This window comes from Nitriliruptor alkaliphilus DSM 45188 (assembly GCF_000969705.1).
Classification (GTDB): Bacteria; Actinomycetota; Nitriliruptoria; order Nitriliruptorales; family Nitriliruptoraceae; genus Nitriliruptor; species Nitriliruptor alkaliphilus.
In genome coordinates, this window is sequence record NZ_KQ033901.1 from 5526484 (window position 1) to 5542725 (window position 16242).

General features: G+C 72.9%; 13 protein-coding genes. 8 read left to right on the forward strand and 5 right to left on the reverse strand.

What is annotated here, in order from left to right; translation table 11 throughout:
- Positions 1-94: 94 nt before the first annotated feature.
- A complete protein-coding gene (locus NITAL_RS25915; RefSeq protein ID WP_052669110.1) occupies positions 95-298 on the reverse strand; it encodes a cold-shock protein in 204 nt (67 codons plus the stop codon).
- A 232-nt stretch (positions 299-530) separates the two neighbouring features.
- On the opposite strand from NITAL_RS25915, the gene NITAL_RS25920 reads away from it, so the two are divergent.
- Both NITAL_RS25920 and NITAL_RS25925 read left to right on the forward strand, forming a co-directional pair.
- Positions 531-1145, forward strand: coding sequence for a hypothetical protein (locus tag NITAL_RS25920; RefSeq protein ID WP_052669111.1), 615 nt, complete (start codon positions 531-533; stop codon positions 1143-1145).
- Between the two features lie 92 nt (positions 1146-1237).
- Entirely contained in the window at positions 1238-1645 is a 408-nt protein-coding gene (locus tag NITAL_RS25925) for a hypothetical protein (RefSeq protein WP_052669112.1), read from the forward strand.
- Positions 1646-1691: 46 nt separating this feature from the next.
- Here the strand turns inward: NITAL_RS25925 and NITAL_RS25930 are convergent, their stop codons facing one another.
- Positions 1692-3797 (reverse strand): RNB domain-containing ribonuclease, encoded by a 2106-nt coding sequence (locus NITAL_RS25930; protein WP_052669114.1) that lies wholly within the window; start codon positions 3795-3797, stop codon positions 1692-1694.
- Positions 3798-4055: 258 nt separating this feature from the next.
- Between NITAL_RS25930 and NITAL_RS25935 the strand changes: the two genes are divergently transcribed.
- The 3 genes from NITAL_RS25935 to NITAL_RS25945 all read left to right on the forward strand — a co-directional run bounded on the left by NITAL_RS25935 (position 4056) and on the right by NITAL_RS25945 (position 7092).
- Positions 4056-4499, forward strand: a complete 444-nt coding sequence (locus tag NITAL_RS25935; RefSeq protein WP_052669117.1) for an SRPBCC family protein — start codon at positions 4056-4058, stop codon at positions 4497-4499.
- 139 nt (positions 4500-4638) lie between these two features.
- Positions 4639-6498, forward strand: coding sequence for a translation elongation factor 4 (lepA, locus tag NITAL_RS25940; protein WP_052669119.1), 1860 nt, complete (start codon positions 4639-4641; stop codon positions 6496-6498).
- A 132-nt stretch (positions 6499-6630) separates the two neighbouring features.
- Positions 6631-7092: a hypothetical protein gene (locus NITAL_RS25945; protein ID WP_052669120.1), complete on the forward strand. Its 462-nt coding sequence runs from the start codon at positions 6631-6633 to the stop codon at positions 7090-7092.
- A 30-nt stretch (positions 7093-7122) separates the two neighbouring features.
- Here NITAL_RS25945 and NITAL_RS25950 read toward each other — a convergent pair whose 3' ends face one another.
- The gene (locus NITAL_RS25950; protein WP_211262688.1) at positions 7123-8619 is read right to left on the reverse strand and encodes a NarK family nitrate/nitrite MFS transporter; all 1497 of its coding nucleotides are present in this window, start codon (positions 8617-8619) and stop codon (positions 7123-7125) included.
- A 266-nt stretch (positions 8620-8885) separates the two neighbouring features.
- On the opposite strand from NITAL_RS25950, the gene NITAL_RS25955 reads away from it, so the two are divergent.
- Both NITAL_RS25955 and cobA read left to right on the forward strand, forming a co-directional pair.
- Positions 8886-10025, forward strand: coding sequence for a uroporphyrinogen-III synthase (locus NITAL_RS25955; protein ID WP_052669121.1), 1140 nt, complete (start codon positions 8886-8888; stop codon positions 10023-10025).
- Entirely contained in the window at positions 10022-10795 is a 774-nt protein-coding gene (gene cobA / locus NITAL_RS25960) for a uroporphyrinogen-III C-methyltransferase (RefSeq protein ID WP_052669122.1), read from the forward strand. The genes NITAL_RS25955 and cobA overlap by 4 nt, the downstream gene beginning before the upstream one ends.
- On the opposite strand, the gene NITAL_RS25965 is transcribed toward cobA, so the two are convergent.
- Positions 10747-12954: a molybdopterin oxidoreductase family protein gene (locus NITAL_RS25965; protein WP_052669125.1), complete on the reverse strand. Its 2208-nt coding sequence runs from the start codon at positions 12952-12954 to the stop codon at positions 10747-10749. The genes cobA and NITAL_RS25965 overlap by 49 nt on opposite strands.
- Complete coding sequence (locus tag NITAL_RS25970; RefSeq protein ID WP_052669126.1) at positions 12951-14666, reverse strand: DmsC/YnfH family molybdoenzyme membrane anchor subunit; 1716 nt, start codon at positions 14664-14666, stop codon at positions 12951-12953. Before NITAL_RS25970 ends, NITAL_RS25965 begins: the two co-directional genes overlap by 4 nt.
- A gap of 395 nt (positions 14667-15061) precedes the next feature.
- Between NITAL_RS25970 and NITAL_RS25975 the strand changes: the two genes are divergently transcribed.
- Complete coding sequence (locus NITAL_RS25975; RefSeq protein WP_052664145.1) at positions 15062-16102, forward strand: IS110 family RNA-guided transposase; 1041 nt, start codon at positions 15062-15064, stop codon at positions 16100-16102.
- The last annotated feature ends 140 nt before the right edge of the window (positions 16103-16242 follow it).

Here is a 16242-nt window from a genome sequence, read left to right on the forward strand (position 1 = left end):
ACGCGGAAGAACCCCGCCGGAGCGGGGCTCTTCTCGTGGACGTAGGTTCGTCGAGGCGGCGCCTCGCGGGCCGACGTCCGTGTCGCGGCCTAGCTCAGACCGGACGGACGTCCGTGGCCTGCGGGCCCTTCTGGCCCTGACCGACCTCGAAGCTGACCTGCTGCCCATCCTCGAGGGACTTGTAGCCCTCGGACTGGATCGCAGAGAAGTGCACGAACAGGTCCTCGCCGCCCTCGGCCGGGGTGATGAACCCGTAGCCCTTGTCGGCGTTGAACCACTTTACGGTGCCCTGTGGCATGTGATGCATCCCATTCTTGGTGGCTCCGGCCGGGTCGCCTGCAGAAGCGCAGACAGAGTGGAACCCGGGCCGGGCACGTGATGCGGTAACCGTACCTGGCCGGAGCCGCTGGTGCGCACTCCTCCGTGGTGGCCACCCGGCCACCGCCCACCGGCCACGCCCGCGGGGGGCCCTGGCCGTGCGCGGCACCGGGTGTGGTAGAGACGTCACGGCCGACCTCGAGGAGCCACCCGTGACCCCGCAGCAACGCGACCGGGAGGCCCGCGCCGTCGTCGCGATCGCGCGCGCCTGCGGGTTCGGCCAGCCGGTGGCACCGCTGATCCTGCGGCGGGTGCCCGACGTCGAGCGGCTCCTGCGTTCCGACGACGCGACCATCCGCCGTGTCCTCGGCGACCCGCAGCTGCGCACCTCGCTACGGAGCGGGCTGATGGGCGGTTTCGAGGCCACGTGGAAGCAGGCGACGCTGGAACGCATCCGGCTGGACCACCCGGACTGGCTGCGGGCGTGGTGGCTGCCGGTGACCTCCAGCGGGGAACTCGACCGTCTGCTGCGCACCCCGCCGCCGCGCTCGGACGACAAGCGCGTCGGGCTCGCGCGTCGCGCCTACCCCGCCACCGCCGCGGCCGCGGAGGTCCTCCTGGACCGCGAGCACCGGACCGACCTCGACGGCTACCTGCTGGTGGAGCGCCGCATCGCCGCCGCCATCCTCGACCTGGCGCACGAGGTCGCCAACGAGGAGGGGGCCGCGGTGACCGGTGGTTCGGGCAGCTTCGGAGGCGCCGACCGCCCGCCCGAGGGCATCGATCCGCGCGACCACCCGTACGTGGCGTGGTGGCACGGCGCCTGACCGCCGTGCGCGGCCTGCGCTGGCCCCGAAGCGACCGGTCGCAGCCTCGGGCCACCGCGTACGGTGGTCGGCGAACGAGCTGAGGAGATGGTGTGCCGGACGGCAACCCCCGCCGCCGCGGCGACGACGAGCTGCCCCCGGACCCGTGGGCCGGCCTCGCCGACCCCGTCCCACCGCCGCCGCCCGGCCCGGGGCAGCGCGGCTGGGGCGACCCGAACTGGCAGCCTCCGCAGCACGGTCACCCGTCCCGTGGGGCAGGGGGCTCGGGGCGACCGTCGCCCACGGACGGGTCGATCGAGGCGCCGCGGCACGTCCCGCCGCCGCGACGCACCGTGTGGCACCACCCGGCCGTGTGGATCGCCCTCCTGGTGCTCGCCGGCGTGCTGCTGCTCGGTGCGCTGCTCGAACCACGCACGCCGGCGCCGTCCGAACCCTCACCCGACGCGGTGACCGCGGCCGGACCGGCTGGTCCGGCCGCCTGGGCCCCGACCACGGGCTGAGCGGCGTCAGCTCACGGCCTGAGCGGCATCAGCTCACCGGGCGGCGTCAGCGGCTGTCGCCGAGGCGCCAGATGGTCCGGCCGGTGTCGTCCAGACCGACGAAGCGCACCGTGGTGCGCTGCCCGAGCTTCCAGGTGCCGGTGGTCGTGACGATGCCGTGCTCGTCGACGTCGAGCCGGCCCCGTTCCTTCGGGCCGAGCCCGAGGAGCCGTTCGGCCGTCACGAAGCCCGTGACCCCGAGGCGTCCGAGACGGACCTTCACCCCGTTGGTCGTCACACCGGTGACGACGGCCGGTTCCGGCGTCGACCCGAGGAACCCGCGGTCGAGCAGCCGGGCCCACAGGTCGCTGCGCTCGCGGCTGGTGAGGTGGTCGATCGCGCCCGCACGTGCGTCGAGCCAGGTCGCCATCGCCCGGAGCTGCTCGGTGTCGTAGGGCGGAGGGTCGCCGGCCAGCGCGGCGCGGATCTGCCGGTGCACCACGAGGTCGGCGTACCGCCGGATCGGCGAGGTGAAGTGGACGTACGCACCCGACGCGAGCCCACGGTGGTGGGAGGGGTCGGGGTCGTAGGTCGCACGCGCGATCGAACCGGTGGCGGCGGCCACGAGCAGGTCGTGGTCCTCGTCACGGCCCTCGGTGCGGAGCTGCTCGATCGCCCCCATCAGCTCGGAGCTGACCTGGTCCTCGTCCCCGGCCTCGAGCGCCTTGAGCTCGATGCCGACCGCCGTCGCGGCGGCCTGCAGGCGCTCGGCGCGTTCGGGGTCGACGCCCACGTGCGCGCGGTACAGGGCCGGGACCTCGCGGCTGATGAGCCACGAGGCGACCGACTCGTTGGCGGCCACCATCAACCGCTCGATGAAGCGGTAGGCCGCGGCGTGCGGCTCGGCCTCGACCGTCGTCAGCTTCCCGCCGATGATGGCCGGGGTGTGCTCGGGGGAGGAGAACAGGTCCTCGAAGGTGGCGCGGTCGTCGCGCTCGACACCGAGGCGGCGTGCGGCCTCGACCGCGCCGCGCAGCACCGTGACGACCTCGCCGCCGGCCAGACCGGCTTCGCCCCGGACGGCGTCCTCGTCGCCCTCGAGCCAGCTGTCCACGGCGCCGTAGGTCAGCTGGGCGCGGGAGGTCACGGCCGCGACCTCGACCTCGACGCCGCCGAGCGCACCGTCCGGGCTGACGGTGAAGCGCACCGACAGCGCGAAGCGGTCCTCGCCCGCCCGCAGGCTCAGCGTGTCCTCGGAGAGGGCCGGGTCGAGCATCGGGGCGTTGTCGCCCACCGCGAGGTAGGCGGTGGCGCCGGCGACCCGCGCGTAGCGGTCGGCCGGGGAATCGATGCCGATCGCACGCCCCGCGTCGGCGATGTGCACGGCCACGTGCACCGGGCTGTCGTCGCTGCCGTCCCAGGAGGCGCCGACGGCGTCGTCCAGGTCACGGGTGGTCGCGCTGTCGACGGTGACGCACGGCTCGTCGCGGCGGTCGACCCAGGGTGCCTCGGGGCCGGGGATGAACCCTGCGGTGTCCAGCCCGGCGGCGGCGCCGCGGCCCCCGCTGGCGAGGTGACCCACCAACCGGGTGTGGGTGGCGAGCGCCTCGGTGACGTCGAGGCCCGCGGGCTCGGGCCCCCCGGGCACGAGCGTGGGTGCCGCCCGGCCGAGCGCGATGACGGTCGCGGCGGCGCGGACCGCCTGCGGCGAGCCGACCACGAACGGTCCGGCCACCAGCGCCTGTCCGAGCGCACCACCCTCCTCGTCCTGGCTCAGCAGCACCACCGCGAGGCGTCCGACGGACGTCGGCAGCTTGGCGGCTGGCCCGGCCGCCAGCGGGATCGCTCCCGACGACAGCTGTGGGTCGGGGTCGATGACGAGGCCGCCGGGACCGTGCTGCACGGTGCCGACCAGCATGCGTCGCGGCCGGTCAACGAGGGCGGTCGCCGTCGCGCTCGCGCCCTTGCCGTCGATCTCGACCTCCGCGTCGACCAGGTCGTCGGCGATCAGCTCACGGGCGAGCGCTGGCGGCACGAAGATGCCGTCGTGCTCGGTCACCACGCCATCGGGGCCGGGTGCGCGGAGGACGGTCGAGGTGGTGCCGTCCGCCTCCACGGGGGTCAGGAAGCCGAAGCCTCGCGGGTGGGGGCGGAAGCGGGCGCGAACGGGCACGGGCGAGCTCGGGGGAGTCGAGGTGGTGAGCGGAGACGCTCGGGAGGGATGCGGCAGTGTGCCTCGCCGGTGGCCTCCAGCGCACACCGGGGTCCCGGGCCGCACGCCCACGGGCGTCGCGACAGGTGCCCTGGGCGACCGGTGGGTCGGCTCGGCCACACCCGTTGACGGCCGTCCCCCGGGCGAGGAAGGTGGTCCACATGGGGATCCGACGGGGGCCGTGCGGGGGAGCAGCAGCACCCGAGGAGAGGGGCACCCGTGCCACGCATCGAGGAGAGCATCCACATCGATCGACCGGTCCCGGACGTCTTCGCGTTCGCGACCGATCCCGCCAACCAGACCCTGATCGCGGCCAACATGATCGCGTTCGACGTCGACGGTCCCATGGAGAAGGGGGCGCGTCCCGAGGGCATCACCAAGGTCGCCGGTCGGCGTGTGGAGTGGAGCAGCGAGGTCACCGAGTTCGAGCAGGACCGACGGATGGAGATCCGTAGCCTCGAGGCGCCGATGGAGTTCCACATCACGTGGACCTACGAACCCGACGGCGAGGGCACGCGGGTCGGTTTCGTCCAGGAGGTGCCGAGCATCGGGGGGTTCTTCGGCCGCATGAGCGACCCGCTCGTCACCAAGATGTACACCCGTGACGTGCGGTCCAACCTCGAGAACCTCAAGCTCCTGCTCGAGGACGTCGAGGGCGACTGACGACGACGGTCGAGCGAGCTCCGCGGCGCGTCGGAGGCCACCAGCACGGCTCTCCGGCGCGCCATGAGTGTCGGGGCGTGGCCGGTACCCTGCTCTCTCCCTGTGCCCGGACCGCGGCACACCCGCGACCTCGAGGCTCGTGCCGACCGTGACCTACCCGATCGATCGCATCCGCAACTTCTGCATCGTGGCGCACGTCGACCACGGCAAGTCCACCCTCGCGGACCGGATGCTGCAGCTCACCGAGCTCGTCGACGCTCGGCACATGCGTGCGCAGTACCTCGACAAGATGGACATCGAGCGCGAGCGCGGCATCACCATCAAGGCCCAGACGGCCCGCCTGCCGTACAAGCCGCTCGGGGACGTGCACGACGAGTACCTGCTCAACCTCATCGACACGCCGGGGCACGTCGACTTCTCCTACGAGGTCTCCCGCGCCCTGAACGCGTGCGAGGGGGCGGTGCTGCTCGTCGACGCGGCGCAGGGCATGGAGGCGCAGACGATCGCGAACCTCTACCTCGCCCTCGAGGCCGACCTCGAGATCATCCCGGTCCTGAACAAGATCGACCTGCCCGCGGCGCGTCCCGACGAGATCGCCCGCGAGATCGCCGCGATCATCGGCGGTGAACCCGACGATGTGCTGCGGATCAGCGCCAAGACGGGCGAGGGCGTCGACGCCGTCCTCGACTCGATCGTCGACCGGATCCCGGCTCCGTCGGGTGATCCCGCCGGGCCCGCCCGGGCGCTGATCTTCGACTCGGTCTACGACTCCTACCGGGGGACGTTGGTCTACTTCCGGGTCGTCGACGGACAGTTCCGGGCGGGGGACAAGATCCGCCTGCTGGCGACCGGGTTCGAGGGCGAGATCGAGCGGGTGGGTGTCCACGCGCCCGAGGAGGTCCCGATCGACGCGCTCGGCGTCGGCGAGGTCGGCGTCCTGTCCGCGGCCATCAAGGACGTCGCCCAGGCCAAGGTCGGTGACACCATCACGCTCGCCGGCAAGGGCGCCAAGGACGTCGAGGCGCTGCCCGGCTACCGCGAGCCGCTGCCGATGGTGTTCTCGGGCCTCTACCCGATCGATTCGGACGATTTCGCCGACCTGCGCGAGGCGCTCGACAAGCTGCGCCTGAACGACGCCTCGTTCTCCTACGAACCCGAGACCTCGGCGGCGCTCGGGTTCGGGTTCCGGTGCGGCTTCCTCGGCCTCCTCCACCTCGAGATCGTCACCGAGCGGCTCGACCGCGAGTTCGGCATCCCGCTGATCACCACGGCCCCGTCGGTGCGCTACCGGGTCACCCTCGAGAAGAACGACCCGGAGACCGGCGAGCCGATCGTCCTCGACGTCTCCAACCCGCAGGACATGCCCGAGCCCAACCGGATCGCCCTCATCGAGGAACCGACGGTCAAGGCGATGATCCTCACCCCGACCAGCTACGTCGGTGCCGTCATGCAGCTGTGCGAGGGCCGGCGCGGCACGATGCTCGCGATGGACTACCTCACCGAGGAGCGCGTGGAACTGCGCTACCAGCTGCCGCTCGCGGGGATCATCACCGACTTCTTCGACCAGCTGAAGTCCATGACGCGGGGGTACGCGTCCCTGGACTACGAGGTCGGCGGCTACGCCGAGGGTGACCTCGTCCGGGTGGACCTGCTGCTCAACAGCGAGCCGGTCGACGCGTTCAGCGCCATCGTCCACCGCGACGACGCCTACGCCTTCGGGAAAACGATGACCGAGAAGCTGCGCGAGCTGATCCCGCGGCAGCTGTTCGACGTGCCCATCCAGGCCGCGATCGGGGCGAAGATCATCGCCCGCGAGACGATCAAGGCCAAGCGCAAGGACGTGCTCGCCAAGTGCTACGGCGGCGACGTGTCCCGCAAGCGCAAGCTGCTCGAGAAGCAGAAGGAGGGCAAGAAGAAGATGAAGAACGTGGGGTCGGTCGAGGTCCCGCAGGAGGCCTTCGTCTCCGCGTTGCGCACGGGTGGGACCGGTTCGAGCTGAGGCGCCCGACCGGCCACGGCTGGATCAGTTCCCGAGCGGACGGTGGCCGACCGCCCATCCTGGTGGTCGGCCGGCGCCCCCGCCGTGGCGGACGCTGTAGCGCCTCCCTGCCCCCGGACCGACCTCGGAACCATGGAACCTCTCCTGTTCGGCCTCGCCGCCGTCGCGCTGCTCGCCCTGATCGTGCTGTTCGCCAGCCGCAACCGTCGTGACGCGTCGCTCGAGCCCACCCGGCTCGGGCCCTCGTGGACCCCGCCCGAGGGCGAGGAGGCGGCGCAGACCGACGATCCCGAGGCTCGTGCCCGCCGCATCGCCGACGTCGCGGCACGCACCGAGGCGGCCGAGCCCACCGTGGCCGCCGTCCTCGACATCTGGGACGAGTACCTCGGTGTGCTCGGCCTCGCCCCGCTGCCGGCCGGGCACCGTCGCCAGGTCTACGACCCGTACGACCCGCCCGTGGCCCGTCGGGGCAGCGACGGCCTCCCGGAGCCCGACCGCGAGCGGGTGGCGCGCGACGTGGCGTCCCGTCTCGGGATCGAGGAGGCGGTCACGCTCGAGATCCTCGCGGCCGAGGGAGGGCCCTCGGCCGCGTGATCGTCCGGGTCGGGCGGGCGGGCGCCCTGCTCAGGCGACCGCCCCCTCGGTGAGCTCGAGCAGCACCTCGGCGGGCTCATCGTCGGTCAGGTGCTCGGCGAACGAGTCCTCGGGCTCGACCAGCCAGCGGCAGGCGACGGCGGCCACGACCGACGACGCGCCGATCGTCAGGAAGAACGCGGTCGGACCGGCGACCAGCAGCAGGGTCAGGAACAGCAGCGCGCCGACGTTGCCGTAGGCCCCGACCATCCCGGAGATCTGGCCGGTCACGCGTCGCTTGACGAGCGGGACGATCGCGTAGGTCGCACCCTCACCCGCCTGGACGAAGAACGAGCAGACCATCGTCGCGAGCACCGCAGCCACCAGCGGCCACGAGCTGTTCACGTTGGCGAGCAGGACGTACCCGCCGCCGAGGCCCGCGAGCAGGAACAGCAGGGTGCGTCGGCGGCTGCCGAGCCGGTCGGACAGCAGGCCGCCGGCGGGACGGGCGGCGAGGTTCATGAAGGCGAACCCAGCCGCGGTCGCCCCGGCCATGGTGGGCGACAGGCCGAAGGTGTCGGCGAAGAACAGCGGCAGCATCGAGACGACGGCCAGCTCCGAGCCGAACGTGACCGCGTAGGCGAGGCAGAGCACGGCGACGGACCGGAAGGGGTAGCGGTCGTCGCTCGGGTAGCGGTCGGCGAGCGCGTCGCGGTTGACGCGCACGGCGGCACGGGCCTGGAACAGGCTGAGGACCACGAGCACCGCGACGATGCTCCACAGGACCTCGCGACCGATGACGCCGACCATCTCGACCCGCCAGGCGACGAGGCCGAGGATCGCGATCAACGGGACGTTCAGCGCGATGAGGCCGAAGACCGCGGGACGGCTGGTGACCTCGAGGGCACCCTGCCGCGGCGGTCGTGCGAACGTGCGACCCTCGGGGGTGTCGGCCACCGACCGCAGGTAGAGCAGCCCGTAGGCGACCGCGACGATGGCCACGGTGCCGATGGCGAGGCGCCACCCACCGATGAGCCCGGCCAGGGTCGGGAGCGTGAAGGCCGCTGCCGCCGAACCGAAGTTGCCCCAACCCCCGTACACACCCTCGGCGAGGCCGACCTCCCGTGGCGGGAACCACTCGCTGACCATGCGGATCCCGACGACGAACCCGGCGCCGACGATGCTGGCGGCGAGACGTGCGGTGACGAGCATGGCGAAGCTGGTCGCCATCGCCGTCATGACCGACGGGATGGCCGCGTAGATCAGGATGGCGCTGTAGACCCGGCGGGGGCCCCAGCGGTCGAGGGCCATGCCGACCAGGATGCGGGCCGGCACGGTGAGCGCCACGTTGCAGAGGGCGACCACCGTCAGTTGCTGGGGGGACAGGCCGAGCTCGGCGCCGATGGTTCCGGCGAGCGGTGCGAACGCGAACCACACCACGAAGGTGAGGAAGAACGCGAACCAGGTCAGATGCAGCACACGGTGACGGCCGGTGAAACGCAGTAGGTTGGTCACGCTGGCACCGGCGGTGCGGGAGCGGTCGGCCACGGGATCCTCCTCGGGACAGCTCGACACGGCGTGGCGAGCTCGGTCACCATCGGGGGCCGCCGTTCCACCCGTGTGCGGCCCGTGTTGCCACTGCGTGACGGGGCCGTCGCGCACGACGCCGACGCCGGGGTGCCAGCGCGACAGCACGTTCACCTGGACGAAACGTGCGGGTGATCGTGACGCGACGAGGTGCCGGCAAGCTGCGACCAGTTCCCGCGGCCTGTTCCGCGGCCCATCGCCGAACTTTTCCGACCGGAGGAGGTGCCGTGGCGCTCGAAGGACTGCGTGTCGGTGTCACCTCGCACCGCAAGGGCAGCGAGCTGGAGGCGGCGCTCGAGCGGCGAGGCGCGCAGGTCCTGCTCGGGCCGACCGTCGGGGGTGACGTCCCCGTGCCGGTGTCACGGATCCTGGCGGACACCGACACGATCGTCGACGCGCGGCCGTCCTGGCTCGTCGCGTCGACCGGTGTCGGGATGCGGCTGTGGGCCGCCGCCGCCACGGAGCACGGACGCATCGACGCGTTGCGCGAGGTGGCCGCCGCCGCCAGGTGCGTGACGCGTGGCGCCAAGGCGACCGGTGGGCTGCAGGAGCTGCACGCTCGTCCGGTCTGGTCCTCGGAGCGGCAGACCGACGCGGACGTCGTCGGCTGGCTCGCTGGGCACGTGCTGCCCGGCGACGTGGTCGCCGTCCAGCTGCACGGCAGCGCGCTCGATGCGACCTGGCAGCCGTTGCGCGACCGCGGCGCCGACGTGCTGTCGGTGGCCACCTACCGCCACGCCCTGCCCGAGGACGTCGCGCCGGCCGAGGCGCTGGTCGCGGCCGTCCTGGCCGGTGACCTCGACGTGGTCACCTTCACCTCGCCGGGGGCGGCCCGCAACCTGATCGCGATCGCGGAAGCGGGGGGTGCGGCGCGCCGGGAGGCGCTCGTCGACGCGTTCCGGGAGCGGGTCGCTGCCGCGGTGATCGGCCCGGTCACCGCCTCCGCCGTCGAGGCCCTCGGCATGCCCGTGTGGGTGGCGCCTCGACGTTGGCGGACCGGCGACCTGCTGCGGAGCCTGGAGACCTGGGCCGCGACCCGGGCCACCCTCCCCGAGGCCCGCCCCCAGCTGCAGCTGTCCCCCGAGACGTACGCGGTCTCGGTCCCGGGCGGTGCCCACGTGCCCCTCGGGGAACGTGGCTTCGCCGTGCTGGCGGCGCTGGCGCGGCGACCGGGAGTGGTCTGTCCCCTCGACCAGCTGCTGTCCGAGGCGTGGGGCCACGCGGCGCCCGACGACCCGTCCGCCATCAAGCACCAGGTCGCCCGGCTGCGGCGCAAGCTCACGGGCACCGGGGTGACAATCGTGACCGTCCGGGGGGTCGGCTACCGGTTGGACCGGGTCGGCTCCGAGGTGGGCGGGCACCGGTGAGCGTGGTCGTCCACCTCGTCGGTGCCGGTCCGGGCGACCCTGACCTGCTCACCGTGCGCGCCGCCCGCTTGCTCGCGGACGCCGATCTGGTCCTGCACGACCAGCTCGTGCCCGACGAGATCCTCGCGCTGGTCTCGCCTGCGGCCGAGGTGGTGCCGGTCGGTCGGCGCTGCGGATCGGTGGTGGTCGGCCACCCGTCCGTGGTGGCGCGCATGGCCCACGCGGCGCACCGGGGGCTGCGGGTCGTCCGGCTGAAGGGCGGCGACCCGGTGGTGTTCGGTCGTGGTGGCGAGGAAGTGCTCGACCTGGCTGCCCGCGGTGTCGCGACTGAGCTGGTCCCCGGGATCAGCTCGGCCATCGCCGCTCCTGAGCTGGCGGGGATCCCGCTGACCCACCGGGGCCTGGCGGCCGGGTTCCTCGTCCTCACGGGGCAACGTCGCGCCGGGGACGACGAGCTCGGCGGGGACTGGGATCTCGCCGCACGCTTCTCGGGGACGGTCGTGGTGCTGATGGGCGCGGGTCGGTGTGCGCAGCTGTGCGCTGCCCTCGTGGACCGTGGGCGTGCCGGCTCGACGCCCGCGGCGATGATCGCGGCCGCGGGGCGTCCCGAGCAGCGGACCGTCACCGGCTGCCTCGCCGACCTGGCGGACCGGGTGGCCGACGCCGACCTGCCGACTCCCGCGGTGCTGGTGGTCGGGGACGTGGTCGAGGTCCTGGCCGCTCAGCGGACCGCGGAGGCCGGGCGGACCTCGACGGCGGCGTGCTTGTAGGCCGGCTGCCGTGAGTGCGGGTCGAAGGCCGGCATCGTGAGCTGGTTGGTGACCTCGTGGTGCATCGAGAGGAACACCCGGCCGTCCCCGACGGTCGGGGTCACCAGCGCCCGCACCCGGACGGTGCCCCGCTCGGAGATCACCTCGACCCAGTCGTGGGAGGTGATGCCGCGTGCCGCGGCGTCGTCCGGGGCGATCTCGAGGTAGGGGTCGTCGGGGGTGAGCCGGGCCAGCGCGGGGGCCTTCCGGGTCCGGGTGCCGGTGTGCCACTCGGACGTCGACCCGCGGCCGGTGAGCAGCACGAGCGGTCGCCGTGCTCGCACGTGCTCCGCGGGTGGCCGCGGGTCGTCGACCACGAACCGTGCCCGGCCGTCCGGGGTGGGGAACCGGCCGTCGGCGTACAGGCGCCGCTCGGTGGTCGGGACGGCGCCCGGTACGGGCTGCGGCCACTGGATGCCACCCTGGGTGTCCAGGTCGGCGTACCCGTCGATGCCGCTGAAGTCGAAGAACCGGCCGCGGGAGAGCTGCTGCAACGTGCGGAACACGTCCTCGGGGGACCGCCAACGCTCGACGAGGTCTCCGCACCCGGCGGCGTGGGCGATGAGCCGGAAGATGTGCAGGTCGGCCAGGGCCTGGCCCGGTGCCTGCGCGACCTTCCGGACCCGCCCGATGCGACGCTCGGAGTTGATGAAGGTGCCGTCCTTCTCGCCCCAGCCGGCGGCGGGCAGCACCAGGTGGGCACGCTCCGCGGTCTCGGTGGTGGCGTACAGGTCCTGGACGACCAGCAGGTCGAGGCGGTCGAGCAGGTCTCGCAGCTGTCCCTGCCCGATCCACGAGTGGGCGGTGTTGGTCGCGATGACCCACAGTGCCTTGATGCGGCCCTCCGCGATGCCCTCGACGATCTGGTCGTAGGCCATGCCGGTCTCGGTGGGGATGCGTCCCGCGTCGATGCCGAGCGCAGCAGCCACCTCGGCGCGGTGGGTCGCGTCCCCGAAGTCGCGCCCACCGAGCAGTCCGGTGGTGTTGGAGAACAGGCGTGAGCCCATGGCGTTGCACTGACCGGTGATGGAGTTCGCGCCGGTGCCGGGTCGACCGATGCTGCCGGTCAGGAGGGCGAGGTCGATGATCGCCTGGGCGGTCCGGGTGCCCTGGTGGGACTGGTTGACCCCCATCGTCCACCAGAAGGACACCGCGCGGCCCGCCGCGATGGTGTCGGCGCAGCGTTCGAGCTGGGCGATCGGGATGCCGGTCGCCTCGGCCACACGCTGCGGGGTGTAGGCCGCCACGTGCTGCGCGTACGCCTCGAACCCGGTGGTGTGGGCCGCGACGAAGCCGTGGTCGACCGCGCCGCGTTCGATCAGCAGGTGGCCGATCCCGTACAGCAGGTCGAGGTCGCGGCCGGGGGCGACGGCCAGGTGCTGGGTCGCGCCAGCCGCCGTGTCGGTGCGGCGCGGGTCCACCACGATCACGTCGGGGTCGTGGGGGTTGCTGCGCAGCCGCTGCCACAGGATGGGGTGGGCGACCGCCAGGTTGGAGCCGACGAGGACCACGACGTCGGACGCCTCGAGGTCGGCGTAGGTGTAAGGCGGGGTGTCGGCCCCGAAGGACTGCTTGTAGGCCGTGACGGCCGTGGCCATGCACTGGCGGGTGTTGCCGTCGCCGTGCCGGATCCCGAGGCCGAACTTGGCCACGGTGCCGAGGACGGCCATCTCCTCGGTGGTGATCTGGCCGGTCGACAGGAACGCGACGCTGTCGGGGCCGTGGCGGTCCTGGACGTCACGGATGCCGGTGACGAACCGCGTGACCGCGTCGTCCCACCCGATCGGCTGCAGCCGACCACGTTCGTCACGGGCGAGCGGGGTCGTGGCCCGCTGGTCGGAGGTGAGCGGCGCGAGGGCCTCCCAGCCCTTCGGGCACGCCGAGCCGAGGTTGACGGGGTAGCCGGTGGAGGGCGTCAGGTTGACCGCGAGACCGTCCTGGAGGTGGACGTCGAGCGAGCACCCGGTCGAGCAGTACCCGCAGATGCTGCGCACCACCGCGTCCGGGGCGCGGTCGGCCGGTACCTGGCCGAGGCCGAAGTCGGCGCCGACGCGGGCCAGTTCGCGGGTGAGGGGGCCGTCGGTGCGGCGGAGGATCTCGCGCAGCGGGGTGCGGGTCATGTGAGCCTCCCGGGCATGCGGACCGGTGCGACGGCGGTGAAGAAACGCCACCGTTCGAGCAGTTCGGCGAGCAGGACGGCCGCGGCGGCCAGGACGGTCACGACGGCGGTGGCCGCCGGTGACGGTCGGTCACCGGTGAGCATCAGGAGTGCGAACCAGGGGCCGGCGCCGCCGCCGGTGAGCAGGAGCAGCAGCCGGAGTTGCACGAGTGCCGGCAGCCGCCGGGTGAGCAGACGGGCGGTCCGTGCGAGCTCGTCGTCCGCCGGGCCGTGGCGGTGGCGCAGTAGCGCCAGTTCGGCGGTCGTGGCGGCCACGGTCAGGGCCGTGGAGAGGACCCCGAGGCGGACCAGCACCGGGGTGGGGTCGGTGCCGGCGACGGCGGCGGTGACGGCGGTCACGGCCGCGACGGTGGCGGCCCCGGTCAGCGCGGTGGTCAGCGCGAACCGTGCCGCGACCCGGGGCAGCGACCACCACCGGCGGCCGGTCACCGCGTAGACGAGCACGGAGGTCGCGACGCCGAGCAGTCCGACGACCACCGTGGTGGGGCCGAGCCAGCCGACGTGCCGGTCGAGCATCGGTGCGCCGAGGTGGCCTGCCGCCGTCGCGGCGGCCAGCGGGGCGAAGGCACCGAACGCGACGATCTCGCGGCTCAGCCACGAGTGGCCGAACCCGAGGACGGCCCGCCACGCCTGCAGCGGGCGTCCGAGATGCAGGACGCTCGCGCCGAGCGCGACGATCGCGGTGGCCAGGGTGGTGGCCGCGACCGGTCCGCTGGCGAGGTCCAGGGTGGCGCCGGCGGTCGTCGTGGCCAACGCGAGCAGCACTGCGAGGGTGCCGACCGCGAGCTGGGTCAGGACCAGCATCACCGTCAGGGGTGGGTGCGCGTGGTCGAGGTGCAGGGCCCCCTCGGCCCGGGCGGTCACCTCGGTCCGCAGCTCCTCGGTGCCGCGGTAGGTCGTGGTGGGCCGGGTGGTCGCCGGATCGGGTGCGGGGAACGGCCACGGGTCCTCGCGACCGACGGCGTCGAGGTCGACGGTGCGGATCGCGATGGCCTGGGTCGGGCACGCCTGGACGCAGGCGGGCGCCTCACCGACGGCGAGGCGGTCGTGGCACAGGTCGCACTTGCGCACGATGCCACGGTCGCCGTCGTACGACGGCACGTCGTAGGGGCAGGTCAACGTGCAGTACCGGCAGCCGATGCACTGGTCGTCGAGGTGGCGCACCACGCCGGTGATCGGGTCCTTCTCGTAGGCGTTCGCCGGGCAGCCGGTCAGGCATCCGGGGTCCTCGCAGTGGTGGCACGCGGTCGTCACCGTGCGCTGGACCGGTGCGGTGCCGTCGGGGCCGCCGCCGGTCGGTCCGGTGAGGACGCCGGTCGACCGGAACGAGCGGCCGTCCTCGAGGCCGTTGAGCGCACCGCAGGCGACGACGCAGGCCTCGCAGCCCGAGCACGCGTCGAGGTCGACCTCGAAGGCGTACTGCTGACCTGGCGCTGGTGGGGTGGCCGGGAGCAGGTCGCGGTAGGCGGTGGCCCGGGCCGGCGCGTCGTGGTGCCAGCTCGCGAACCGCTCGACTGCTGTGGTCGCGGCCTGTTCGGCGAGGAACTCGTCGATGAGCGTGCGCGACACCGGGCCGTCGCCCGGGGGAGCGGTCACGGCACCGGGGGACGGGAACAGCGGGAGCGCCGGTAGGGCGGGAGCGGAGGGGTCCATGGTGCGGAGCGTCGGCGCCCCCGGTTCCCACCGTGGAGCCGTCGTGTTGCGGTCGTGTGAAGCCAGCGTCGCGCGTCACCGCCGACGGCACGTCAGCAGCCACTCAGCAGCCCCTCAGCATCAAGCCGTCGTCGCGGCTGTGGAGCGCTCTCGACGATCCGCAACGCGCGGAAGTCCCCTGATGGAGACTCGGTGGTGGGCGACGAGACGGATGGCCTTCCGTAGCGTCGATGGCCTCGGCGGGAACGCTCTGTAATCCCCTGTCGCCTCCGGCTGACTTGGTAACGAGGTGCGCCCGCCGAGGCCGCCGCCACGTGACTCGACAGAGGGATGTCTGAACTCGCATCAGGACTGTCCGTAGCGGCTCCTGCACGTTCACCAACGAGGAGACCAGCATGGACGTCATCATCGGGATCGATCCCCACAAGAGCTCGCACACCGCCGTCGCGCTCGACGCGGCCGGAGAGGTCCTAGCGGAGCTACGCGTCACGGCCGGCAAGCACCAGATCCATCAGCTGCAAACCTTCGCCGCGGCGTGGCCGGACCGTCGGTGGGCGGTCGAGGGCGCCAACGGACTCGGACGGCTGCTGGCCCAACAGCTGATCGCCGCTGGTGAGCCGGTCACCGACGTGCCCGCCACCCTCTCGGCTCGGGTGCGTCTGCTCTCGGGCGGGTCGGCCCGCAAGTCCGACAGCCACGATGCCCGCTCGACCGCGATCGCTGCCCTGCACGGACGCCAGCTGCGCCAGGTCGGGCCCGAGGACGTCACGGTGGTGCTGCGGATGCTCTCCGATCGGCGCGATCAGCTGTCGGCGTCCCGTAACCGGATCGTGTGCCGGTTGCACAACCATCTGCGGCATCTGCGTCCAGGCGGCGCTCCGCTACATCTCACAGCCGAGAGGGCCAGCCGACTGCTACAGGGCATCCGCCCTGAAGGCGTCGTCGCGGTACAGCGCAAGCAGCTCGCGAGGGAGCTCGTTGCCGACCTGCGCAAGATCGACCGGCAGCTGGTCGACATCGACGGTCGCATCGTCGAAGCCGTCACGGCCTCCAAGACCACCCTGACCGACATCGTAGGCATCGGACCGATCCTCGCGGCCACGATCATCGGCCATGCCGGCGACATCGACCGGTTCCCCAGCCGGGCCCACTTCGCGAGCTACGCCGGCACCGCACCGATCGAAGCCTCGTCCGGAGACGTCTCGCGTCACCGGCTCTCACGACGAGGCAACCGGCGGCTCAACGCCGCCATCCACATGGTCGTTCTCAGCCAGCTCTCGCACACCAGCCCCGGCCGTGCCTACGTCGACCGGCGTCTCGCGGAAGGCAAGTCCCGCCGCGAAGCGATGCGCGCCCTCAAGCGGCAGCTGTGCAACGTGATCTACCGGCAGCTACTCGCCGACTCCGCGACGACCGAAGAGATCGCCGCGGCATGAGCGGACCCGGGGGACACGGCAGCCTCGAGGGCTGACGTTCAGTCACACCCGGATCCACCAACAACCCTACAGAGGGTCCGGCCACCTGTCGCCGGACCACCTCGCCCTGCCCTCGCCCGACCCACCGACCTCGCCCCTTG

What these genes read in the sequence shown, in the direction of transcription:
- NITAL_RS25915 (WP_052669110.1), bottom strand. Translation starts at nt 298, where the DNA reads ATGCCACAGGGCACCGTAAAGTGGTTCAACGCCGACAAGGGCTACGGG.
- NITAL_RS25945 (WP_052669120.1), top strand. Translation starts at nt 6,631, where the DNA reads ATGGAACCTCTCCTGTTCGGCCTCGCCGCCGTCGCGCTGCTCGCCCTG.
- NITAL_RS25975 (WP_052664145.1), top strand. Translation starts at nt 15,062, where the DNA reads ATGGACGTCATCATCGGGATCGATCCCCACAAGAGCTCGCACACCGCC.
- NITAL_RS25970 (WP_052669126.1), bottom strand. Translation starts at nt 14,666, where the DNA reads ATGGACCCCTCCGCTCCCGCCCTACCGGCGCTCCCGCTGTTCCCGTCC.
- NITAL_RS25965 (WP_052669125.1), bottom strand. Translation starts at nt 12,954, where the DNA reads ATGACCCGCACCCCGCTGCGCGAGATCCTCCGCCGCACCGACGGCCCC.